The organism is Bacteroides xylanisolvens, assembly GCF_018289135.1.
Lineage (GTDB): Bacteria > Bacteroidota > Bacteroidia > Bacteroidales > Bacteroidaceae > Bacteroides > Bacteroides xylanisolvens.
In genome coordinates, this window is sequence record NZ_CP072216.1 from 3987421 (window position 1) to 4013170 (window position 25750).

General features: G+C 40.1%; 17 protein-coding genes. 10 read left to right on the forward strand and 7 right to left on the reverse strand.

Annotated features, from left to right (window positions below):
• From INE92_RS16990 to INE92_RS17000, 3 genes are read left to right on the forward strand one after another with little or no spacing between them, the layout of a single operon-like run.
• A complete protein-coding gene (locus INE92_RS16990; RefSeq protein ID WP_015531758.1) occupies positions 1 to 1521 on the forward strand; it encodes an alpha/beta hydrolase-fold protein in 1521 nt (506 codons plus the stop codon).
• A gap of 18 nt (positions 1522 to 1539) precedes the next feature.
• Complete coding sequence (locus tag INE92_RS16995) at positions 1540 to 2547, forward strand: GRP family sugar transporter (RefSeq protein WP_008642584.1); 1008 nt, start codon at positions 1540 to 1542, stop codon at positions 2545 to 2547.
• 23 nt (positions 2548 to 2570) lie between these two features.
• Positions 2571 to 3548 (forward strand): fibronectin type III domain-containing protein, encoded by a 978-nt coding sequence (locus INE92_RS17000; RefSeq protein ID WP_074704518.1) that lies wholly within the window; start codon positions 2571 to 2573, stop codon positions 3546 to 3548.
• Between the two features lie 80 nt (positions 3549 to 3628).
• Here the strand turns inward: INE92_RS17000 and INE92_RS17005 are convergent, their stop codons facing one another.
• From INE92_RS17005 to ahpC, 3 genes are all read right to left on the reverse strand, one after another.
• On the reverse strand, positions 3629 to 5455 hold the full coding sequence (locus tag INE92_RS17005) for an endonuclease/exonuclease/phosphatase family protein (protein ID WP_074704515.1): 1827 nt from the start codon (positions 5453 to 5455) through the stop codon (positions 3629 to 3631).
• 130 nt (positions 5456 to 5585) lie between these two features.
• Positions 5586 to 7136 (reverse strand): alkyl hydroperoxide reductase subunit F, encoded by a 1551-nt coding sequence (ahpF, locus tag INE92_RS17010; protein ID WP_151927460.1) that lies wholly within the window; start codon positions 7134 to 7136, stop codon positions 5586 to 5588.
• Positions 7137 to 7221: 85 nt separating this feature from the next.
• The gene (gene ahpC / locus INE92_RS17015; protein ID WP_004307892.1) at positions 7222 to 7788 is read right to left on the reverse strand and encodes an alkyl hydroperoxide reductase subunit C; all 567 of its coding nucleotides are present in this window, start codon (positions 7786 to 7788) and stop codon (positions 7222 to 7224) included.
• Positions 7789 to 8001: 213 nt separating this feature from the next.
• Between ahpC and INE92_RS17020 the strand changes: the two genes are divergently transcribed.
• The 4 genes from INE92_RS17020 (at position 8002) to INE92_RS17035 (ending at position 15368) form a co-directional block, all read left to right on the forward strand.
• Positions 8002 to 8526: an NUDIX hydrolase gene (locus INE92_RS17020; protein ID WP_008770568.1), complete on the forward strand. Its 525-nt coding sequence runs from the start codon at positions 8002 to 8004 to the stop codon at positions 8524 to 8526.
• Positions 8527 to 9280: 754 nt separating this feature from the next.
• Complete coding sequence (locus tag INE92_RS17025; RefSeq protein ID WP_149963989.1) at positions 9281 to 10591, forward strand: ATP-binding protein; 1311 nt, start codon at positions 9281 to 9283, stop codon at positions 10589 to 10591.
• Positions 10592 to 10614: 23 nt separating this feature from the next.
• Complete coding sequence (locus INE92_RS17030; RefSeq protein ID WP_195436228.1) at positions 10615 to 13632, forward strand: tetratricopeptide repeat protein; 3018 nt, start codon at positions 10615 to 10617, stop codon at positions 13630 to 13632.
• Between the two features lie 20 nt (positions 13633 to 13652).
• Positions 13653 to 15368, forward strand: a complete 1716-nt coding sequence (locus INE92_RS17035; protein ID WP_195436229.1) for a TonB-dependent receptor — start codon at positions 13653 to 13655, stop codon at positions 15366 to 15368.
• A gap of 116 nt (positions 15369 to 15484) precedes the next feature.
• Here the strand turns inward: INE92_RS17035 and INE92_RS17040 are convergent, their stop codons facing one another.
• The 4 genes from INE92_RS17040 to INE92_RS17055 form a co-directional block, all read right to left on the reverse strand.
• Entirely contained in the window at positions 15485 to 17485 is a 2001-nt protein-coding gene (locus tag INE92_RS17040) for a glycoside hydrolase family 97 protein (RefSeq protein WP_004315091.1), read from the reverse strand.
• A gap of 181 nt (positions 17486 to 17666) precedes the next feature.
• A complete protein-coding gene (locus INE92_RS17045; RefSeq protein WP_008016630.1) occupies positions 17667 to 18740 on the reverse strand; it encodes a hypothetical protein in 1074 nt (357 codons plus the stop codon).
• A gap of 8 nt (positions 18741 to 18748) precedes the next feature.
• Positions 18749 to 20950 carry a glycoside hydrolase family 3 N-terminal domain-containing protein gene (locus tag INE92_RS17050; protein ID WP_004323102.1) on the reverse strand — a complete coding sequence of 734 codons (2202 nt, stop codon included), beginning with the start codon at positions 20948 to 20950 and terminating at the stop codon, positions 18749 to 18751.
• A 1010-nt stretch (positions 20951 to 21960) separates the two neighbouring features.
• The gene (locus INE92_RS17055) at positions 21961 to 23034 is read right to left on the reverse strand and encodes an IS110 family RNA-guided transposase (RefSeq protein WP_008645115.1); all 1074 of its coding nucleotides are present in this window, start codon (positions 23032 to 23034) and stop codon (positions 21961 to 21963) included.
• 352 nt (positions 23035 to 23386) lie between these two features.
• Between INE92_RS17055 and INE92_RS17060 the strand changes: the two genes are divergently transcribed.
• The 3 genes from INE92_RS17060 to INE92_RS17070 are packed head-to-tail and all read left to right on the forward strand — an operon-like array spanning position 23387 to position 25746.
• Positions 23387 to 24121: a UpxY family transcription antiterminator gene (locus INE92_RS17060; RefSeq protein ID WP_005807993.1), complete on the forward strand. Its 735-nt coding sequence runs from the start codon at positions 23387 to 23389 to the stop codon at positions 24119 to 24121.
• A 25-nt stretch (positions 24122 to 24146) separates the two neighbouring features.
• Positions 24147 to 25328, forward strand: coding sequence for a hypothetical protein (locus INE92_RS17065; protein WP_005807991.1), 1182 nt, complete (start codon positions 24147 to 24149; stop codon positions 25326 to 25328).
• A 1-nt stretch (position 25329) separates the two neighbouring features.
• Complete coding sequence (locus INE92_RS17070; RefSeq protein ID WP_005807989.1) at positions 25330 to 25746, forward strand: hypothetical protein; 417 nt, start codon at positions 25330 to 25332, stop codon at positions 25744 to 25746.
• The last annotated feature ends 4 nt before the right edge of the window (positions 25747 to 25750 follow it).

Sequence of the window (25750 nt, forward strand, 5' to 3'; positions counted from 1 at the left end):
ATGAAGAAGATACTGTTATATATTATCCTATTTCTATCAGGTATAGATGGAGCTTGGGCACTTCCCATAGAAAAAGAAGGGATGAGTATTTACAGTCCGTCCCTAAAGCAAGAAGTCTCCTACTCCATTATCTTACCGGAAGGTTATGAACATTCAGAAACAGAATATCCAGTCTTATACATGTTTCATGGAATAGGAGGTGATTATACCAGTTGGCTCGAATACGGCAACGTTGCCCGTGTAATGGATAAAATGATAAAAGAAGGAAAGATTCAACCTTTCATTATGGTTATTCCTGACGGTTACCTGTCTTATTACAGTGACACTTATGATGGCAGTTCCCTTTATGAAACTTTCTTTATCAAAGAACTGGTTCCATATATAGATAACAACTATCGTACTCGCAAGGATATTAATGGACGCTCGATCATTGGTTTCTCTATGGGAGGATTCGGAGCATTATCCGTTAGTTTGCGCAACCGCCACTTATTCGGCTCTGTCGTTGCGTTATCGCCATCCATCCGTACAGAAAAACAATACATGGAAGAAGGGCCACAAAAAGGATGGGACAATCAATGGGGACGGATTTTCGGAGGAGTGGGAAAGAATGGTAACCAGCGCCTAACCAGTTACTATAAGCAACATTCACCCTACCACATTCTTTCCACCCTCCGCAATCCCGATTTAAAAGGATTTGGCATCATGCTGGATATTGGAGATAAAGAAGGTACTCTTTGCGAAAGTAATGAAGAACTGCACCGATTATTACTGGAAAGACAAATACCTCATGAATGGGAAGTACGTTCAGGAGGACATGATTTCGCCTGCTGGAATACTGCACTGCCCAAAGCATTCAGATTCATAAACGAATATTTCAATGGGAAGCAGTCAGGAAATAGTGAGAGTAGTCTTCCGAATGAGACTCCGTTTATCCAAACAGCCAATGCAACGGTCTATTATCCGGAACAGGCTCAAGGAAGCACAAGAAAATATCCTATTATCTATGTACAGGGAGAAATCAACGAACAACAGCAAAAGGTTCTCGTCAGTCAGTTTCATCAAATGGTAGATGAGAATAAAACATGGCCTGCTGTTCTTTGTTTCGTAAAAGCTAACACAGACCTGTCAGAAACAATTTCTGATATAGAAAAGCAACTCTCCGGCATCAGAGGTTCCCAACGTATGCGGGCTTTAATCACTTTGGGAGATAATATTAAAGAAGGTATAGAAGCTATTCAGAGAGAAAATTTGTTTACCGGCATAGTCTGTGTAAATGCCATCGGCAACGAGAATGATGCTCAAAATTTTATAAAAGCAGTCAACTCTCACAAAAGATATCCCAGATGCTGGATGGAGATACTACCCAAATCAAAAGAATATGGTTTTAGTAGTAATATACATATCCTTTTGAAAGAATCGGACCTGGAACATGAGTTCCGGTCAAGAAAATGTAAGGAAGCCAATGTTTTCACTTATTGGGAAGATTGGATACTATATTTAAATAACAGAATTCATGTTTAACAATTAAATACTAATAGTATGTTCACAGTAAACAGTTATTTATTGGCAGTTATATTCTGCATCGTAACCATGATTTGTTGGGGTTCCTGGGGTAATACCCAAAAACTAGTTTCCAAAAATTGGCGTTATGAACTTTTTTATTGGGATTATGTGATTGGAATGGTATTGTTCACCATCTTGCTAGGCTTCACTATGGGTAGTCATGGAGATACCGGACGTTCATTCCTGGAAGATCTGGGACAAGCATCAGGAGACAGCATTGGTTGGGTTATCTTGGGGGGCGTAATATTTAATGCTTCAAACATTCTTCTTTCAGCGTCTATTTCCTTGGCTGGTATGTCTGTAGCTTTTCCTTTAGGAGTTGGCATTGCATTGGTATTAGGGGTAATCGTCAATTATCTGGGAATTCCAACTGGTAATCCTTTGCTTTTATTTGGCGGTGTAGCTCTCATTGTCATTGCTATCATTTGCAATGGAGTGGCTTCCGGAAAAATGCAAAAGGGAGAAGAAAGCAGGAAAAACAACAAAAAGGGAATTATCATTGCATTAATTGCCGGTGTACTGATGTCTTTGTTCTACAGGTTCGTAGTGAAAGGTATGGACGTAGAAAACTTCAATTCTCCTGCTATAGGAATGATGACTCCTTATTCTGCCATCTTTGTTTTTTCAATAGGCGTATTACTAAGCAATTTTGTTTTCAACACATTAGTAATGAAATATCCTTTTGTCGGAGAAAAAGTCAGCTACTCCGAATACTTTAAAGGAAACACGAAAACTCATATATGCGGAATGCTTGGTGGAGCGATATGGGGACTTGGTTCCGCGTTCAGCTATATCGCATCAGGAGAAGCTGGTCCGGCGGTATCTTATGCACTAGGACAAGGCGCACCACTTATTGCCGCTATTTGGGGAGTATTTATCTGGAAAGAATTTAAAGGTTCAACGAAATCTGTTAATCAACTACTGGCCTTGATGTTTATCTTCTTCCTGGTTGGTTTGGGAATGATAGTAGTTGCCGGAAACTAATTATTAACCTTAAATAGAACAACATGAAAAAGTATTTTTACTTATTAGCCATGCTGGCAGTAGTACTAGGTACGACTGCTTGCAGTGATGATGACAATCATCCCAGTACAAACATTCTGGATAAACCGGAAGTTACTGTTCCTGATGTAAAAGAGAGTTCTGCTGTTATTACATGGAAAGCCATAGGAAATGCAACAGCTTATATTTATAGCTTGAACAACGGTAGTGAACAAAGTACTGACCAAAATACAATTCAACTGACAGGTTTAGAGCCGGAAAAAAGTTATACATTCAAAGTAAAAGCTCAAAAAACCGGATCAATCTATTTTGAAGATTCAGACTATGCAGAAATCACTTTTACAACAACCTCTGAAGTAACAGTTTATCGAATAGCCACTTTTGCAGATGATTGGGATAAATGGTATTACGAATATAATGACAATGGTACGGTTAAACGTGTCTACAGGCTATATGAAGGAGAGTTGGATAGAGAATGGCTCTTTGCTTATGACGGAAATAATATCACAGTGACAGGTAAGAACGCATATAACATGACTTTAAATGACCAAGGTTATGTTGCAACTTTTGTAGATGGTTCCAACACTTACGAATATACTTATGATGAGAATGGCTACATGACCAAAGTTGAAAAGAATGGTAATATTGCATCTAACATCACCATAGAAGATGGAAATATTATGCAATGGACCAGATTTTCAGATGGAGTAGAGCAGTTTAAAGTTCAGACCTATTCTGCCGTGCCTAATGTGAGCGGAGCACATTGTATCTATGCGGAAAGCAGTGGAGCTAGTCGTTGGCTGGTTGAAACTGGTCTCTTTGGAAAAGCCTCGGCTAATTGCCATACGAGCAGTGGTTGGCAACATTCATCCAGTACAGCTACTTACACATTCGAATATGACGAGAACAGTTGTATCAAAGAGGAAAGCAAAAACTATGACGGATATATAGAGAATTTCTATTATACATATTTCTCCGAATAGCACTTTATGAAATAACTAATTCATGGAGGTGTGTCTAGAAGTCTGGCGCACCTCCATTTTTTATAAAGTTATTAGAGACTTTAGACTGTTATATCCAGTAAAACCTCTCCCCTTACATTCAGCACCTTAATCCTCAATTCATCGTTCTTCTTCTCCAGAATCATCACCGTAGCACTGTCCATCTTATATCCTCCACCAATAATAACCGGATAATTATTACCCAGTTCCCCTTTCGGATGGTAAGCGTATTTATGAGTATGTGCGTTCAGGCTGATATTGAAAGGTGCTTTTTCTAATAATTTAGTCCAAAGATTCGCACAGAGATTCTTTTCATAATTACCGTAAAGCGGAATATGATGAATAAGGACACGTTTCTTTGCTTTCTTGAATTCTTTGGCAGACAGTTCTTTTTTCAGAAAATCAACCTGTTCATTACGCAATTGGGTAAAATCGTTCAAGCCATAATATACCCAATGGTCGTCCAGTTTATCTTCTCCACAATCCAACATGACGATACGGGTATCTCCCCAGTTAAAAGAGGCATAAGTTTTATCTCCCACATAATCAAAATGGTCACGCAAACCGATAGAATAGGCATTGCGAATTTCATGATTGCCACGCATAAAGAAAGTCGGTATGCTGTCGCCATACACTCCTTCGGTCAGTTCACTGATAAATGTGGTTGCCTGCTCGTGATCCACAGGATCATCCACACAGTCACCATTGAAAACAACAAAATCATACTTAACATCCTGTATCTGTTTACACAGAGCACGGAAAGTATTGGTATGTTGATGCAAATCATTAAAAACAATAGCGGTAAAAGACTTCGTATCAGCAACAGGAAGAGTAAATTCACTGAAGGCCGATTGTGCTGTATTTCCAAATACCTTTTTATATGCCTGATAAAGCAACATCTCTTGCGAACACACACGATAATAATATTTCTGTCCGGGCTGCAAGCCATCTATACGTATTTTATGCAGCTTGTTATTACAGACCACCTGACCGTCAACAATCATACGCGCACGTTCCAGCCGGGTAGTATCTGTGCCATATTCCACCCAGCAATAAGAAGGAACGGTTGTTTCCCACATCACAGTAATGCCATTACCCACAGGATTCTGTAAATAAGGTTTAGTACGGAATATCTTGTCTGCCTTTTCAGCAGTACGCAATTCCACAAGTATGGGACGATGGTCGGAAGCCATTGGCTCATTAACTACTCTCGCAGATATGACAGCAAATCCGGTAGCGTTTTGCTTTGATGCGGCAATATAATCAATGGTCTCTTTTGGATCGGGAGCAGGATAAGTATGCTTTTCCGGATTGGAGAGTATTTGAAAATCCTTTTGCAATTCTTTGATGAAATCGGATTCAGGTTCAGCATTCATATCCCCGGCTAGAAAAAGAGGCTTTTTATAGGAAGCAATCAATGACTTCACTATTTCCAAAGATTTCATACGGTCTTCTTCCGTTAATGACAGATGAGTACAACAATAAATATAATCCTCAAATTCTGCCAGAATCAAGGTGCGGGCCTCTTCTCTACCAGGTAAAGGGATAGTTTGTAAACGTAGCGGAACTTGCTTTGTCAACAGTCCGATTCCATATTTACCTCCTTCAAACTCTATAGCAGGTGCAAAACAGGCATGCATCTGTGTACGTTCAGCTATTTCACCCAGCACATATTTCTGTCCGCTCCGACGGGTCATACTGTCTACCTCTTGTATAGCCACAACATCAGGAGAAGCATTATTTATCACATTGGCTACCCGTTGAAAACTACAAATATCATCCATGCCATTCGCATTTTTAATATTATAAGTCATCAGTCTCAATGTATGTTGAGCCTGTACCGGAAAAATAAATAAGATGACGGAAATGAGTAAAAAGATCTTTTTCATGTTCTTCATTTTTGGGGGTTATGTTAAGTTCCCCCAAAGGTAAGAAAAAAATAAAAAGCCACAAAGATACGGATTCATACCTTTGCGGCCTCTTATTGTCTTGTTTGTGTGTCTTTCATATCTGAATATATCAGATAATCCCTCTCACTCTATCGTCAAATGCAGAAAGCGCAGCTTTCGCTCCTTCGCCCATAGAGATAATGATTTGCTTATAAGGAACCGTAGAAACATCTCCAGCTGCATAGATACCCGTCACATTCGTACGGCAATGTGCATCAATCATGATTTCGCCCGAACGGTTGGTTTCCACTATGTCGCGGAATACACTGCTATTCGCAGAAAGCCCGATCTGTACAAATACACCATCCAACTCAACCAAACGTTCTTCTTCCGTTTTACGATCTTTGATGCGTAGGGCAGTCAGTTTATCACCATTTCCTATCACTTCCGTAGTCTGTGAACTTACAAACACTTCCACGTTCGGCAATGATTTAAGTCGATCTTGAAGTACACTGTCTGCTTTCAACTCATCCATAAATTCAAAAACAGTGACTTTGGAGCAGATACCAGCCAAGTCAATCGCTGCCTCAATGCCGGAATTTCCTCCACCTACTACTGCTACATGCTTTCCCTTATAAAACGGCCCATCACAATGAGGGCAGAAAGCAACACCACGACCGATATACTCCGCTTCTCCCGGAACATTCAGTTTACGCCAGCTTGCACCAGTTGCAATAATCAGTGCCGGAGCCAGGAATTTCTCCCCAACAGAGGTAGTGATCTGCTTTTGTTTTCCAACCACTTCTACTTTTTCTACTTTACGATGCTCCAGCAAATCCACCGGATAACGCAACAAGTGAGTTTTCAGATTATCGGCAAGTTCATTTCCTGTCGTTTCCGGAACAGAGATTAAATTCTCAATACCTACCGTTTCTTTCACCTGTCCGCCAATACGCTCGGCCACAATAGCTACACGGAGTCCTTTACGAGCAGAATAAATAGCTGCCGATACTCCTGCAGGTCCTCCACCGGCTACAATCACATCATATTCTTTCACCTCTGCATTCGCTTTGGTTTCGTCAATACCATATTGATCTTCCAACTTGGCAAGCAATTCGCCAAATTCACCACGGCCTACATGAAGCAATTTTCCATCTGCAAAGACAGAAGGTACTCCTTGTATTTTCAGTGCATCTACTTCGTCCTGATAAAGCGCGCCGTCTACCATTTCATGAGTAATAGCAGGATTCAAAGTGACCATTGCATTCAGAGCCTGCACTACGTCAGGACAGTTCGTACAAGTCAACGAAACATAAGTGGTCAGATGTATCGGACCTTTCAGTGCTTTCACACGGTTGCAAACAGCCTCATCAGGAAAGTTCTTTCCTTTGCCGTCCAGATTCAGGATAGCCAAAAGCAATGACGTGAACTCATGTCCGTTAGGAATACCCCGGAATGTGATTCCGGTACGATCACCATTCCTTAATAAAGTAAACTTCAATGCTTCTCCCTCATTCACCGAGCAAGTGATATGATCGGAACAATCCGCTACATCTCCCAGCAGCTCCAATAATTCTGTTTTGTTTTCGTGGCTGGATGATACGGATATATCAAAAGTAAAATTTGCCTCCAGCCCAGCAAAAATACCCTTTAGTTGTTCTTTTAATGCAGATTCTAACATACCTTTTTTCCTTTCATTTTTTTAAAAGAAAGGCCGGCAGCGTCTCCCGTTACCGGCCTCCCATAATCACCATTATCAAGATCTATCAAATCTTACCTACCAGGTCAATGCTTGGTTTCAGGGTAGACTCACCCTTCTTCCATTTAGCCGGGCAAACTTCTCCGTCATGGCTGGCTACAAACTGTGCAGCTTCCACTTTACGAAGCAATTCACTTGCATCACGGCCAATATTGTTATCATTCAGTTCCACCACTTTAATCTTTCCTTCCGGATTGACAACGAATGTACCGCGATAAGCCATACCCTCTTCTTCGATATATACACCCAGTGCACGGCTCAAAGCGCCAGTCGGGTCTGCCAACATCGGGTATTGAATCTTGCGAATACTTTCAGAAGCATCATGCCAAGCTTTGTGCACGAAATGAGAGTCAGTACTTACCGAATAGATTTCTACACCCATCGCCTTGAACTGATCGTACTTTTCAGCCATATCCACCAATTCAGTAGGACATACGAAAGTAAAGTCAGCAGGATAGAAGAAAAGAATCGCCCATTTACCTTTCAGGTCATTGTTGGTTACAGTCTTGAAAGCTCCGTTGTGAAAAGCCTGAACGCTGAATTCAGGAAGTTGAGAATTTAAAATTGGTTCCATAATCTTTATTGCTTTTATTGTTATTAATTGATTTGACTTATAACATCAGAAACAATGTTTTGTTTTTTGTTTCTGATGCAAAGATAAAGGCAGAACCCCCGCCTTTGCAAAAAAAGCCCAATCGAATATTTCTATGCGGTGATAGATGAAATTAATAAAAGCATTTTATACCTTTGCATGCATAAACAAAAAAACTGGAAAATATATACGATTATGGAACATCCTCTTGACCAATTCTTATATTGCCCTAAATGTGGTTCCTCTCATTTTGAGATTAACAACGAGAAATCTAAAAAATGTGCAGATTGCGGCTTTGTCTATTATTTCAATCCTTCTGCCGCCACAGTAGCACTCATCTTGAATGAGAAAAATGAACTGCTTGTCTGCCGGCGTGCTAAAGAGCCGGCAAAGGGAACTCTCGACCTTCCCGGAGGATTTATCGATATGAACGAGACAGGTGAAGAAGGCGTAGCCCGTGAAGTGCTGGAAGAAACCGGATTGAAGGTAAAAAAAGCTATTTACCAGTTTTCACTTCCCAATATTTATGTCTATTCAGGTTTTCCTGTACACACACTTGATATGTTTTTTCTCTGCACCGTAGAAGACATGAGCCATTTCTCCGCCATGGATGATGTAGCAGATTCTTTCTTCCTACCTCTCTCCGAGATTCATCCGGAAGATTTTGGGTTGGATTCTATCCGTCGCGGACTTAGCTTGTTTCTAGCTCAATGCCGCTAAGATAATCTCATCAGCCTGATAGATTGAGAGTATTTCATCTATAGTTATGTCCCATTTTTAAGATATTCCTCCAAAACATCAGATAAAAAAATAATGATCTGGAGAATAAAATGCATAAAAACATGCAACTGTATGCAAAATCACAGGCTAATACCGTATAAATTCAAGTCGAATATGCATCTTTTTCTATCAAGAAAAGATTCGTTGGTTTAAAACCAAGGAGTTCTTCCCCACCGAGGAACGCTTCCTTTCTCACCGACGAAGCAGCTTTTGCTCGGTGAGGAAGACAAATAAGGGAAAATTAAGACCGTTTTTCTTCTATTTCATCACAAATATCGAAAAGGCAACAAACAACAAAATGCCAGTTTCTAACCACATTTCAGTTTACACAACAAGTGAAAAAGAAGAAAAGCATTACAATTTAATCGACAAACATCTCATATAACAAAAAGAAAGAATTTCGCACCTACAAATCTCTGCGTTTTTTTATATTTCTCAATCCTCCCAGTAATTACGCCTTTTATTCTCGTTTAAATATTCCTTTTCTTAAGATGGGCCATTTTTCAGTAGCCAATTGATGTATTTGTAAAATAGAAGTTCATCTCAACCAAATAGATCAAAGTAATTTATCACATAATCTTAAACAATCATATTATATTACTATAAATGAACAAAATACAACATATTGTGTTATCTTTGTAACCACCATTAATTTAATGGCCATTAAATTAACTGCCATTAAGATAGCAATAATATGAAGTTCTACGACCGAAAGAAAGAAATGGCGATACTGTATGCAGCTAAAAAGCAATCACAAACGAGCGCTTGCTTTACTGTAATGACCGGACGCCGACGAATCGGAAAAACAGCTCTACTCTTAGAGTCTGTCAAAGACACCCGATTCGTATATATATTTGTAGCAAGAAAGAGTGAAGTCCTGCTTTGCGCACAATATCAACCTGTCATTCAGGAAACGCTTGGCATTCGTATCTATGGAGAAATCAGAGAGTTCGCACAGCTCTTTGAACTGCTGATGCAACATTCCCAAAAGGAAAATTTCACATTAATCATTGACGAATTTCAAGAATTTCTCTATATCAATCCGTCTATCGTCAGTGACATACAACGTATTTGGGACCAATATCACGCGACTTCCAAAATCAATTTCATTGTATGCGGTTCCGTTTATTCAATGATGAAAAGAATATTCGAAGACCGCAAGGAGCCACTATACGGACGCCTTACCGCCCGAATTTCTCTGCATCCATTCACCACCACCGTTATCAAAGAGATTCTAGCAGACCATGCCCCCCAATTCACATCGGAAGATTTGCTTTGCTTGTATTTGCTGACAGGTGGAGTAGCCAAATACATCACCCTATTGATGGAAGCGAAAGCATTTAATAAAACTGCCATGATAAATTATGCGCTTTCCGAAGGCTCACCATTTCTGACAGAAGGCAAAGACATGTTAATTTCCGAGTTCGGGAAAGACTATGCCAATTATTTTTCTATCCTATCTCTCATTGCAGAAGGAAAAACAACACAACGAGAGATTGATTCCATCATCAATAAAAACACCGGTTCCTATTTAGCCAACCTTGAGGATGAATATTCATTAATCAAAAAAGTGAAACCGATGTTCGCTAAACCTAATAGTCGTGCTACCCGTTATTGCCTGCAAGACAATTTTCTACGATTCTGGTTTCGCTTTATTTTCTCAAACAACGCAGTACTGGAAATGAGGAAAAACCATTTACTGATAGAATATGTAGAAAAGAACTATGAACAATACAGCGGCCTATTGTTAGAAAAATATTTCCGTGAACTTATCGCTGAAGAAGAGGAAGTTACCGACGTAGGTAACTATTGGGACAAAAACGGAGAAAATGAAATAGACCTGATCGCCCTCAACCGGTTTAACAAAACAGCACTTATCGGAGAAGTAAAAAGAAATCCGAGAAAAATAAGTATCCCGGCATTGGAAAAGAAAGGAGAAACTTTACATAAAGAATTAAATGATTATAAAATAACTTTCAAAGGATTCTCATTGAAAGATATGTAGTACTTTTGCATAAACACCCGATTATGAAAAAAGAAATTACTAGACTCATTTGTGCAGCCATCTGCTGCACGCCCATTATAGGATTTGCCCAGACAAGTGATAAGTTCACTTCGGCTGACAACCTTTATAAAGAAGGGAAAGAACTTTTCCAGGAAAAGAATTATGCAGCTGCTTTGCCGGCTTTGAAAGCATTTGTAAAACAAAAGCCTGCAACCGGTCTTCTTCAAGACGCAGAGTATATGCTAGTCAGTTCGGCTTACGAACTGAAAGACAAAAACCGCATCGAACTCCTCCGCAAATATCTCGACCGTTATCCTGACACTCCTTATGCCAACCGTATTTATGCGCTGTTAGCCTCCTGCTATTTCTACGAAGGAAAATATGATGAAGCACTGGCACTCTTCAACTCTGCCGACCTTGATTTGCTAGGTAATGAAGAACGGGACGACTGCACCTACCAACTGGCTACCTGTTATCTGAAAACCGATAATCTACGAGAAGCAGCCATCTGGTTTGAAACTTTGCGCGTCAACAGTCCCAAATACGCCAAAGATTGTGATTACTATCTCTCCTATATCCGCTATACACAAAAACGCTATAGTGAAGCATTGAAAGGTTTCCTTCCCTTACAGGACGACTCGAAGTACAAAGCACTCGTCCCTTATTATATAGCCGAAATTTATACGCAGCTCAAAAACTATGATAAGGCACAAATTGTAGCACAAAACTACCTGTCAGCCTACCCGAACAACGAGCACGCTGCAGAGATGTACCGTATTCTGGGAGATGCCTATTACCATTTCGGACAATATCACCAAGCCGTAGAAGCATTCAACAATTACTTGAATAAGGATCACTCGGCTCCCCGCCGGGATGCCCTTTATATGCTGGGACTCTCCTACTACCAAACAAAAGTATACTCCAAAGCAGCCGAAACATTAGGTAAGGTGACAACTGACAACGATGCCCTTACCCAAAATGCATATCTCCACATGGGACTCTCTTATCTGCAACTGGCAGAGAAAAACAAAGCACGCATGGCTTTTGAACAGGCAGCCGCCTCCAATGCCAATATGCAAATCAAGGAACAGGCAGCTTACAATTACGCTCTTTGCCTGCACGAGACTTCTTTCTCCGCTTTCGGTGAATCAGTTACTGCCTTCGAGAAATTCCTGAATGAATTTCCGACTTCTCCATACGCTGAAAAAGTCAGCAGCTACCTGGTAGAAGTTTACATGAATACACGTAGCTACGATGCAGCTTTGAAATCAATCGACCGGATTGCCAAACCAAGCGCGCAAATATTGGAAGCCAAACAGAAGATACTGTTCCAATTGGGAACTCAATCTTTCGTTAACGCCGACTTCGAACAGGCTCTGAAATATCTGAACCAATCCATTGCCATCGGACAATACAATCGTCAGACCAAGGCAGACGCTTACTATTGGTGCGGAGAATCCTATTACCGTTTAAACCGAATGGTAGAAGCCGCACGTGATTTTAATGCTTATCTGCAACTCACCACCCAACCCAATAACGAAATGTATGCGCTTGCCAATTATAACTTAGGATATATCGCTTTCCACCGGAAAGACTATACGCAAGCAAGCAATTACTTCCAAAAATACATTCAACTGGAGAAAGGCGAAAATGCAACCGTACTTGCCGATGCATACAATCGTATTGGTGACTGCCACCTGCATGTACGTAACTTTGAAGAAGCCAAACAGTATTATTCGCAAGCCGAACAGATGAATACTTCTTCCGGAGACTATTCTTTCTATCAGCTGGCTCTTGTATCCGGTCTACAGAAAGACTATACCGGTAAGATTACCTTGCTGAACCGTCTGGTAGGAAAGTACCCTGCTTCTCCTTATGCCGTAAACGCTATTTACGAGAAAGGGCGTTCCTATGTTCTCATGGATAACAACAACCAAGCCATTACTTCTTTCAAAGAATTGCTGACTAAATATCCTGAAAGTCCGGTCAGCAGGAAAGCTGCCGCCGAAATCGGATTATTATATTACCAAAAAGGAGATTACAACCAAGCAATCGAAGCCTACAAACAGGTTATCGAAAAATATCCGGGCAGTGAAGAAGCACGCCTTGCCATGCGTGATTTGAAATCTATTTATGTGGATCTCAACCGCATCGACGAATTTGCTGCTTTAGCAAATGCCATGCCAGGACACATCCGTTTCGATGCTAACGAACAAGACTCGCTTACGTATGCCGCCGCAGAAAAGATTTATGCACGAGGCAGAATGGAAGAAGCCAAAACAAGCCTCAACAAATACCTGCAAACTTTCCCGGAAGGAGCCTTCAGCCTGAACGCACATTATTATCTCTGCCTGATCGGAAACGAGCAGAAGAATTATGATATGATTCTTCTCCATTCCGGTAAGTTGTTGGAATATCCAAACAATCCGTTTGCAGAAGAAGCACTGATCTTGCGTGCTGAAGTGCAATTCAACCAGCAAAATATGGCTGAAGCATTGGCTAGCTACAAAATGCTGAAAGAAAAAGCAACCAACGTAGAGCGCCGCCAACTTGCTGAAACGGGTATTCTGCGTTGCGCCTTCCTATTGCGAGATGACATAGAAACCATCCATGCAGCTACCGACCTGCTTGCAGAAGCCAAACTTAGTCCGGAGCTAAGAAATGAAGCTCTTTATTACCGTGCTAAAGCCTACACCAAGCAAAAGGCTGACAAGAAAGCAATGGAAGACTATCGTGAACTGGCCAAAGACACACGTAACTCTTACGGTGCCGAAGCTAAATATCAGGTTGCACAATCCCTCTACGACGCAAAAGAATATGCCGCTGCAGAGAAAGAGTTGCTCAACTATATAGAACAGAGTACGCCACATGCTTATTGGCTAGCGCGCAGTTTTATCCTTCTATCCGACGTCTATCATGCTACGGGTAAAGACCTGGACGCACGCCAATATCTGCTAAGTCTGCAACAAAATTATCAAGGGAATGACGATATTGAAAGCATGATTGAAAGCAGACTTAGTAAATTGAAAGTTGAGAATTGAGAATAAAAAAATAGAAAAGTATGAAACGATCTCATTATATAATAGGAGGACTCGCATTGGCAATCTCAATGCCATCCTGCCTTCAAGCCCAAACCACCCAACCGAAGGATACAACAATGACCCGCACGGTCGTTGTGGAACAAGAATATAACCCGGACATTATGGACGCTTCGAAAGTAAACGTCCTGCCTAAAGTAGAAGAACCGACAGTGAGCAAGAAAGAAGTAGAGTATGCTACAACATTCTTTCCGGCCACTTCCGTTCCGGCAGGCCTGATGCGCCCCTATACCGGAAAAGAAGTTCAACCCGGTACTACCCCGGGATATGTACGTGCCGGATATGGTAATTATGGCAATTTGGATATTCTTGCCAATTATCTATTCCGTCTGTCGCAGAAAGACAAATTGAATGTACGTTTCCAAATGGATGGAATGGATGGTAAGTTAACTCTTCCTTTCACAGACTCTGAAAAATGGAATGCATTTTATTATCGCACACGCGCAAATGTAGATTACACACACCAATTTAATAAACTGGACTTAAATATTGCCGGAAATTTCGGATTGAGCAACTTCAACTTCCAACCGGAAAGCGTAAACAGCAAGCAGAAATTCACATCCGGTGACTTTCATGCGGGCATTCATTTCACTGATGAGACTGCACCACTGCGTTTCAACGCAGAAACAAATCTGTTGATGTATGAACGTCAGCACAACATGTTCAATGAATCTGAAGCCAATACAGGTATCAAGGAAACAATCATACGCACCAAAGGCGATGTCACGGGAGCTATCGGCGACCAACAATTAATAACTATCGCTTTGGAAATGAACAATCTTCTCTACAACGGATATACAAAGAATGTTTCCACCGGAGATGAATACTTCAAAAACTACACAACGCTTCTTTTAAATCCATATTACGAACTGGATAATGATGACTGGAAATTGCATATCGGAGCCAATGTAGATTTATCTTTCGGATTTGACAAGTCTTTCCGTATTTCACCCGATATCACTGCACAGTATATTTTTTCTGATAGCTACATTGTTTATGCAAAAGCAACCGGCGGTAAGCAATTGAATGATTTCCGCAGATTAGAAAGTATCTGTCCTTACGGTGAACTGCCGGAGGCAAATACTACTTTGGGATACGTACAACGTCCTTATGATACTTACGAGCAAATCAACGGTAGTATCGGATTCAAAGCAAGCCCTTATCCGGGACTTTGGTTCAACGTGTTCGGTGGTTATCAGAATCTAAAGAACGACTTATCTTATTTAGGTTTTGACCCAAGTAATATTCATTCAGGTTCTTATCTTTCTTTTGCACAGGATAATACAGACAATCTTTACCTTGGAGGTGAAATAAGTTACGATTACAAAGATATCCTCGGAATATCAGCTAAATATACTTACCGTAATTGGGACAGCAAAACAGAGGAATATCTGTTGGCTGTGAAACCAGTCAGTGAAATGTCTTTCAATGTACGTATTCATCCGGTCTCTGCTCTTAACATAAATCTAGGTTATGATTACATCAGCCGGAAAGAAGTGAAAGAATATGCAAAAATGACCGCAATTAATGATTTGCATATCGGAGCCAGCTATAATGTATTCAAAGGAGTATCCGTTTATGCTCAAGTACATAACCTGCTGAACAAGAAATATCAATATTATTTAGGTTATCCTACGGAAGGATTCAATTTCTTAGGAGGATTGAGTTTCCGGTTCTAAAGTTTATCAATAAATCACAGTAACAGTTATAACACGAGACACTCATCTCATAAAAAAGAGGGCATCTCCCATAGGGATGATGTCCTCTTTCAAACCAAAAACTTAATCTTCAATTATTATTTTGTTATCCTCACAACAAACCCACCACCAGGAGCCATGTGTAAATTCAACTTCTTATTGGCTGATACGCGGATCACTTCACGCTTATAGTCTTTCCCAACACGATCGGCATTGATACCATCTCTAAATATTTCTGCATTGAACTCACCATCACCCAAGAAAGACAGATCGACTTCAACATCACGCTCTTTCCAGTCGGTCAATCCACCCACATACCAGATACCGTCTTTCTCACGTGCCATTACAATATGTTCGCCTACTTTTCCGCTTATTGGAAGTGTCTGATTCCATACAGTAGGAATGGCAGCGATAAACTTCGTACATTCTTCCTCTTTCAGATAATTAGTAGGTGCATCACACAGCATATTAATAGGAGAATCAAAAATAGTATACAATGCTAACTGACGGCAACGTGTACCCTGACTCATCGGTTCTGTATAGACAGCATGAAAGTTCTTCATGATTACGTTATTCATCGCTCCCTGTGTATAATCAAGTGGTCCGGCAACCATGCGGATGAAAGGAGCTGTCACATCATATATCACTTGATCTGTTCCCGGTTCTGCCCACTTCATTTCTTCCAGTCCATGGACACCCTCGAAATTGATCGTATTCGGATAAGTACGTTGCAAACCAGTCGGTTTGAACGTTCCATGGAGATCTATCAGCAATTTGTATTTTGCTCCGGTTTCAGCCGCTTTACGGTTAAACTCAACTACTTGTTGGTCGTCACGGTCCATAAAATCAATCTTGAAACCTTTGATTCCCATTGCGGCATAATGCTTACATACACGATCCATGTCTTTTTCAAAAGCACGATAGCCCGCCCAAAGTATCAAATCTACATTTTTGCTTTTTGCATAGCTAATCAACTCTTTCAAATCGATTTCAGGAATCACCTCAAACAAATCCGCTTTACCCGGCACTGCCCATCCCTCATCCAATATCACATATTCGATACCGAATTTCGAGGCAAAGTCAATATAGTATTTATAAGTCTCATTGTTGATACCTGCGCGGAAATCCACGTTGTAGAGATTCCAGTCGTTCCACCAGTCCCAAGCCACTTTACCCGGTTTAATCCAAGAAAAATCTGTAAATTGTGCCGGAGTAGCCAGTTTATATACCATATCATTACAAAGCAGTTCTGCATCATCCTTGGCAATGACCATGACACGCCAGGGAAATGCTGTGTTTCCCTCCACTCTAGCAATATAAGGTTCACGAGATTTTACTACCCCTTTCAGTCCGCGAACTTCGTCTACTATCGTTTTCGGATAAGCTGCAAAGATTCCATCCAGAGAATATCCATGCTCACCATGTTTCACATACATACCCGGATAGTTCATCAAATCGGCTTCAGTGATACAGATTTTTTTTCCGTTCTTTCCCTCGACCAAAACCGGTAAAAAGGCAATCTGTTCCTTATCCCATGCAGACAAGGCAGTTTCCAGATACGTATTTTGGAAAGAACTGTAGAAAGGATCTTTCTTGCCCTCGTTCATTCGGCCTTTCGGTGAAGCTACAAAAACTTTCGGATCATTCGGAAAACAGAAAGAAGCCTGCTCGCTTTCCACCATAAACGGCTTCTTCAGTTCAGAGACAAAACGATAGGCTGCACCATCTTCATAAGCTCTGAACACCAAGCTATATCCTCCTTTAAAGTCAATGGTTAGTTCATTGAACTGGTCCTTGATTGATTTCTTCTTATAGATGGGAGGATAGATAGTCTCATTTACAGAACGGCGGCTGATCTTCTTTACTTTCGGATTGAGTCCGAAAGCTGTACCATCAGTTAGTTTCATGAAAATAGGAGATGGAGCCACCATCACATCGTTGTCGTGAAGAACGGAGTATTCCACATTCTTATCATTCACAATCACATTCACCTGCACTTTACCGGAAATGTCTTTCAGCTCGTACACTTTCTGTGCACAAATGGTTAAAGGTGCGATAGCCATTAGAACCGGCAAAAGTCTTTTCATCATACGTTTCATAAACTAATACTTTTTGTATTTCACACAGTTTTTTATTTACATATTTATCATAAGAGTACCGCTTGGCAGAGATAAAGGAGGAAGCTTAACAGGAAGAATTTCCTGCTAATAAAGCATTGAACAAGTGCTAAATAGCACCTTTCTTATCTCATTCGCGCTACCATTTTTTAGAAATCAATTGTCACCTGATAGGTATCCTTATTCTCAAAGAAGGTCTGTTGCACCTCATATTCGGGAAGCCATACGTATTTTTTTCCCCTTTATATTCGGCTTCGAGCAAGAAAGTGAACCAGCGGTTATAAGGCAATTCGTCGGTATGCAAAGGAGGTGCGGGGCTATCATATAAGTTGGGGACACCAGTTATCAGATATTCTCCTTTCTTATCCGTCTCATAAGTACGGTAAGGAGTAGCGATCAGGTCATTGAATTTTGCACGTGAACCATACAGATTCAGCTTTACCCCTTTTTGCTTTTTACCTTTCACTTTTACAGATACCTGTATGTTTTCGGGGAACATTTGTTTGAAGAATCCGTCGAAATCACGTCTCGGACGTTTGGATTTGGCGGTGTGATTGATTATATGAACTGCATACGAGCTCCATTTATATGTTTTATAATGACTGTTCATCACACAAGAGTCAGGTTCATATTCGATATGGTTCACCGGATTGTTCTTTGCCCGGATTCTATCAGCATACAAGTCGGTTACCCCACGATAATGTCCGAACTCATGTGCCACTCCTCTATGAAAATAGTCGATACCAAACAGATCTTCATGTTCCGTCTTGCTACGGCTACGGCAAATTACCATATTCAGATCGTCCGCCCCACCGCCGCAATACCATCCTTTAGCCGATTCTTCATCGTCAAAATCAAGAATAGAATCTATAATCAGCAGTACATCGTGATTGGGAAAACCGGCACTCTTCTGATAGATTTTCTCCAATTGGCGGGAGGAGCAGTCGTAAATCACCTGCAGATCCGGTATATAACGGAAATAGTAGTTGAAACGTCCATTGCCGGCTTTGTTCCAGAAGTCGTTCACTTGGTCGAAAAAAGCATTCAGCTTCGCTTGATAAGCTTCTTTACCTCCCCAATGCTCCACTCCGGCCTTATCGACAGCCACAAATACCCGGTATTCAATGGTGTCCAAAGATTGTCGAATCTGATTTTCCTCCAATGTCTTTGCCTCCATCCAAGAGAAGAAAGGCAATAGAGCGGGAAATATGAGCCATCTTTTCCAGTTGTTTTTCATATTAGTTCTTAGTTAAGAATGTATTTTATTTCTTGTAAATCACGACTATTTCCACCGACCATCAAAGTGAAGTCTCCTTTCTCCACAATGAACTTCATTTGATTATTGTAGAATCCTAGTTGTTCATCTTTTACGTCGAAGGTGACCGTTTTGCTTTCACCTGGACTCAGCTTAATCTTTTCAAAGCCTTTCAATTCTTTGATAGGGCGAGTGATAGAAGCCACCTCATCACGCACATACAACTGAACAACTTCCTCGCCCTCGCATTTTCCAGTATTGGTAACCGTTACAGCAACACGTGTATAAGTACCTTTTCCATCACCCGGAAGCAGTTTCACATCCGAATAATTGAAAGTAGTGTATGACAAACCGTAGCCGAACGGATAAGCAGGCTCCGTAGGAATATCAATGTACTTCGCACACCATCCGCCCAATGCAGTGGGGCGTCCTGTGCTCTTATATTGATAATACAATGGTATCTGTCCGTTATGCTGCGGAAAAGTCATTGGCAGCTTACCCGAAGGATTATAATCTCCCCAAAGTACATTACAGATAGCATTACCCGCTTCACTCCCCAGCCACCAGGTACATAAGATAGCGGGAGCCTCCCGACGAACTTCATTGAAAATAACAGGACGACCACACATCATTAGTACAACTACCGGTTTGCCAGTCTTCACCAATTCGGAAACCAAACGCTGTTGTTCGGCAGCAATAGAAATATCTCCTTTCGAACGCATCTCACCGCTTTCCCAAGCTTGTTCTCCCATTGCAACGATAACCACATCCGATTGGCGGGCAGCAGCTAAAGTCTGATCCAGATTTACAATTTTATTCGTTTTCAAGTCGTAGCCATCGTTATAGTTGATGTCCACTCCTCGTTTCTCCATTGCCTCATACAAGGTTACTACTTTACCAACCTCTGCACAGGACCATGCACCGCACATATCTTTCTGCGATTTGGAAAGTGCACCAATCAAAGCAACTTTCTTGATAGAAGAAGAAAGCGGTAACACCGAGTTTTCATTTTTCAAAAGAACAATAGAACGTTCGGAAACGTAGCATGCTTCCTTGCGGGATTCCTGTGAACCAATCACTGTACGTTCCCTTTCTTCATCACAGTATCTGAACGGATCATCAAATAATCCCAGTTTATATTTCTGTTCCAAAATACGTCTGACAGCATCATCCACCAGCTTGATAGATACCTTACCCTCTTTTACCAGAGACACCAGATTCTTGGAATAGCATTCACTTACCATCTCCATATCCAGTCCGGCCTTGATTCCTTTATAAGCAGCTTCTTTTTCATCTTTCGCATAACGGTGGTTCATCATTTCTCCCACTGATCCCCAGTCGGATACCACAAATCCTTTAAATCCCCATTGATTCTTCAGGAGCTCCCTCAACAGAAAAGTACTTCCGGTAGACGGTTCGTTATTAAAGTCATTGAACGCACTCATGAAAGTAGCAGCACCGGCCTCTGCACCAGCCTTGTAAGGAGGCATATAGAAATTGACAAACTGTCCCATCGACATATCCACACTATTATAATCTTTTCCGGCAATAGCTGCACCATATCCGGCAAAGTGCTTAATACAGGATAAAATAGTATTCTCTTTCGATAAATCATCTCCCTGTAAACCATGTACACGCGCCTTAGCAACCAACGAGCCATAATAAGGATCTTCACCGGCCCCTTCCATCACACGCCCCCACCGGGCATCCCAGCTAATATCCACCATTGGAGCAAACGTCCAATGCAACCCGGCTGCTGCAGCTTCCTTTGCCGCACATCTCGATCCTCTTTCTATAGCATCCAGATCAAAACTCGCAGCCTCTGCCAATGGCAACGGAAAACCTGTTCTATATCCATGAATAACATCCAATCCGAAAAGCAAAGGAATCTGTAAACGTGATTTCATAGCTGCCTCCTGATATTTACGAGTATTGGCAGCACCGGATACATTCAGCAAAGAACCGATCAATCCCTTACTTATATCTTCTGTCCGACTGATACGTGTATTATCAGGACCTGTGGCAAATCCACCGGAACATTGGCTTAACTGCCCCACTTTTTCTTCCAGTGTCATCTTTTTCATCAGACCGGATATGAAACGATTCATTTGAGCCTCATCCTTTTGATTCTGCGCCATGCTTCCCATAGCGAAAATCGCCATACACGAATATGTAATTAGTCTTTTCATCATTTTATTATAAGAGTTTATCTGTATTGATTTAAATGTTAATATCCTCCATACGTTTTACTTTCTATCGCAAAGATAGCCGCTGGTCAGATTCACATTGGCGAATTGCGTACAAAAGGACAATAATATCGTAAAGTCTGCTTTTTTTCTATTTCTTTCCGTATAGCATTCAAGCACTTCTGTCATTTTTTTGCCTTTATTGATACGATTTTCTCCTTACTCTTCACTTATTCGTAAGAGATATTATCCAGCACTTTTATTCCCTCCAAGATAAATATTACACATATACAACTTATTATTAGATATATAAGTCGATACAAATAGCATAAAGTAACAAAGTAACAACAATAGTAAAGAATATATGTAATTTCCGAATCCTTGATTACGAAGTACAGGTTTAATCGACTTCCATTACTTGGGAGATTATCCTATAAAAGCAAAAATTCTTCATTGAAAATCGTAAAATATCAATCTTGGCGTATTTCCTTTCATTTTGTTTCATGTTTTTGAAAGAAAAATTATATCTTTGCATTCGGACTATAGCACCCCTACGCTTATTTGTTTCCGATAGACGTGTCTTTCACGACAATGGCTGGGGAAGTTCACGCCGAGCCTAGTGCGGCGAAGTCATACGAATGATGCAGTTGCACAAAGCGGGCTTTGGGTGGGAAAGTATAGTCCATACATAATGAAGGCGTTTATTCGACGCTGTGTTTAGGACTTCCTGTAATCTAGCAAATTCACAGAATCATAGTCTTGAACCTAGCAACAGTAGATGTCCCGGGTGTGATTATATCATCCCCGTGGAGACCTTGTAAGCATGGATTGTACCCTTTCGGGCACAACAAGGTTGTTTATATAGGTCTCTTTACGGTGTTTGATTATTCATATCGGCGTGGGCTCTGACGTTGTCTGTTCAACTATGATAGGCAATTGCTAGAGCCTCAGGAAGTGGAATGGACAACAGGACGATTCCACGTATTCTATGCTAATATCCTAATCTCTTATTCCGTTTAACAATAAATTAACTTCTCGTTCTTTTTCCTTTCTATAACTTCTCGTTCTTCATAATATTTGTATGTATTTTGATCATATGGTACTTTCTTCCTGACTAATGCCACTATGATTCTTATGAGTTTGTTCTTGACATTATTTAAAGCCACTTGAGGCTTCTTTCCCTTACTAATCAGTCTTTGATAGTAATCTCTAATTTCGGGATTATATATTTTGGCTATATGAGCTGCTTGTCCTAATAATGATTTAATAAGTTTATTGGCGAAATGGCTTGTATGAGCAGGTGTATTTACACTCGTTCCGGATTGTTTACCAAAGGGGGCAACTCCATAATAGCATGCAATCTTTCTTGGGTCATATCCGAATTTTTTGAAGTTGTTTGTGTAGACCAACATACAGGTTGCGTTTTGCCTGGCTACGCCTTTTATTGAGGTTATAATAGCATAATTTTCTTTCAGTTCCTCATCCGCCTCTATTATGCTATCAATGGCCTTATCGCATTCGGCAATTGTTTTGTTTATCTCCGCAATAAGGTGTTTGCTCTTGCGGTTGATGAAGGATATTGCTTTTGACTTGTTTGATTGTGATTTGTCCTCTTTTCGTAATTCCATTGCCACTCTTTGCCCAACTAGCTTATGCCTATAGAGGAAAATCTCCCTTAGTTGCGCAAGGGATTCATTCAATGGTTCAAAGGGTACAACCTTGTCCTGTTGCCTCCATGCGTATTCAGCAATGATTGCTGAGTCCGCCTTATCGTTTTTCACACGCTGGATACCACTGCTATGTTTTATGGCGTAAGCGTTCTCAATCCATATGTCATAGCCTTTTCCGTAAAGCCATTTGCTCAGTCCTATACTACATGAACCTGTGTCTTCTCCACAGAATAGCCATTCCTCAGCAATTGTATTCCAAGCGTTTGTTTTAACCCAATTACATAACTTGCGGTAGCCCGTAGTGTTATTTGGGAAACACCCATACTCACGGGAGCCTATTTCGTTCATTCCACATGCGAGAATTATCGTCGCGTCAAGTTTCTCCTTTGAAAAATCAATTCCAATAAATAATTTTTTCATATTTTTGCTGTACTTTTCTAAGACTGGTAAAAGCTGTTTGAACTCTAAACTCTAAATAGGCTCGCAACCTTGATATTCTATCGGAGCTTTGCAGCTTGGCGGAGAGAGGCCGTTACGTGGGCTAGCCTCAAGTGCTTTCTCTTTTATGGTGTCCTCTTCCCGCCTATCAGTCTTTATCTTAATACAACAAAGATAATAAGACTGATATTTTCCTGATAAGATGCGGAGGTAATTATTCGTCTCGCTTGACTTTTTTAAAATAAATTTCCGACCTCTTATCTATTAACTGCAAACTTAGAGCTTTTTTATGTGCTATCAACTGAGTTCTGTCTAGAATAAAGTTAGCACCGATATGAATATCAATGAACTTGCATCTAAATATGCAAACACTCATGGAGGTGATATAGTTCCTCCTTGCACCGGACTTACCTCCGATGCCCTCTCCGAAGTTCTAAAGCCTATGATGGTGGAGAACTCAGATACAGGGGTGTCCACCAGAAATGCGCTGTCGGCAACCCACCCCCCATTACATTCCACCTTCCAAACAGACAATTCTCATTGGTACGCTCTACGTACCACTTACGGAAGAGAAAAGAAAGCATACGATTATATTATAAGTAAAGGTGGAACAGCCTTCTATCCTACACTTTCCACCGTTAAACTTGTAGATGGTAAACGTAAAACAGTAGAAGAATCGCGTATTCCCAACCTCTTCTTTGCTTATGGCACAGAAGAAGAAATCAAGTCTTTTGTTTACGATAACGTAAACCTCCATTATCTTCGTTTTTACTATCGTCACTTCCACATCGGCAATAAAATCGAGCCACTGATTATCCCTGACAATCAGATTGAGAGTCTTCGCATAATCTGTAAAGCAGATGCGGATGATATCATTGTATCTACTGATGAGGTGCAAAAATTCCAAAAGGGACAAGCGGTTCGTATAGTTGAAGGGAAATTCAAGGGGGTAACAGGTATTGTGGCTCGTTATCAAGGACAGCAGCGAGTAGGAATAGTTATAGATGGTTTGCTAACTATGGCTACAGCATACATTCCTAATGCGTTTCTTGAAGTTGTAAAAAAGTAAAATATTTAAATAAGCTAACATAAAAATGAAAAAGTCAGTTATGATGCGTGGTTCTATTATTGGCCTGAGTTGCATATACTTAATGATATGTTCTAGCTGTAAAAATCCACGCAGTGGTGAGTCGAAAGGTGAATATAATACCAAATGCATAGAAAAAGTAGAGATAGAACCTACTACATATAATTTCTACGTTGAAAACTCAGGTAGTGTAAAAGGTTATTTTAAAGGGTATGTAAATGATGCTGGTAATATCCTTAAAGAGTTTTATGATAGAATAGAAGAAAACAAAGGAGATGGCGATACTATTTCGCTAAACTATATCAATAATGAAACTATTCCACAAAAAAGTGATATAAATACATGGCTCAACCAGATTTACACAAATTGTAATTCAAGTTATTCAGATATAGATAAGGTCCTTGAGCAAATTCTATCGGGCACTAATGACAATACCGTAAATATTGTTCTTTCCGATTATTGTTTTGAAAGTAGGTTCGGAAATTTAGATAAAGCAAAATCAGAAATCACCAAGATTTTCACCAAAGGAATAAATAAATATAACGATTTATCTATTGCCATATATAAATACGAAGCGTCATTTGACGGGTATTATTTTCCTGGTAAGATAAAGTATAAAGGTAAACGACCACTTTATTTATGGATTTTTGGCCCTAGTAGAAAGGTTAAAGATGTGGTTAACTTGCCAGTAACATTAGAAAATGAAGCAAAAATGTTCTTGCAACCAATGGAAACATGTGCAACAAAGGTTGTTACAAACAATGCCCGAATGACTGATAAAGGTAAAGACATAATTGTTAAGCATTGGAAAGAAGACCGTTATGAAAACAATCTGTACAAGGTTGATATAAAAGTAGATTTATCAAAGGTTATAATTTCTGACTTGGAAATTAAAGATGTTCAAAAATACACGATAGTACCTAATGATTACTATATTGATAATATAAAATCTGAAAGTAATGGACAGTATATCTATACAATTGCAACTAATCGACGACCTTTTGCATGTGATTTAACTATTGGCTATACAACAAAATTACCGAATTGGGTTATTACATCTAATTTTGAAAATAACTCACTTCCTAAAGATAGTACAACTTATGGTATAAAATCACTAATTGAGGGAGTAAACAATGCCTATCAAAATAAAGACAATAACATTTTTACAATTAATTTAAGTCTAAAATAATATGGAAGATTTATTTAACTCGATTTACTATTACACAAATGGCTTCTATAGTGTAGAACTTGATTCATATCTCTATGAAACCATACCAGGCTATCTGCACATAGGTGCTTTTATGCTTATTTGTTCTTTTGTGGTGTGTGCGATATTCTACTATGTTTTAGCTCCAGTGCGCAAGCAAACTATGTGGTGGTTTGTATATTCTGGCATAAATGCTATCATCAATTTTGTATTTGCATTATGGTACACGATGACACCATTAATTAACAATGAAGTTGACCCATCAGAAGAATGGTCATATTTGGATTGTACCATGTTTAGCTTCACTAATGTGATTTGGTCATTTATCTTCTTTGTGGTTGCATCACTAATCATAAAATGGGGTAGCACAGCAAAATATGTACCTTTTCAAAAATTTTAATATC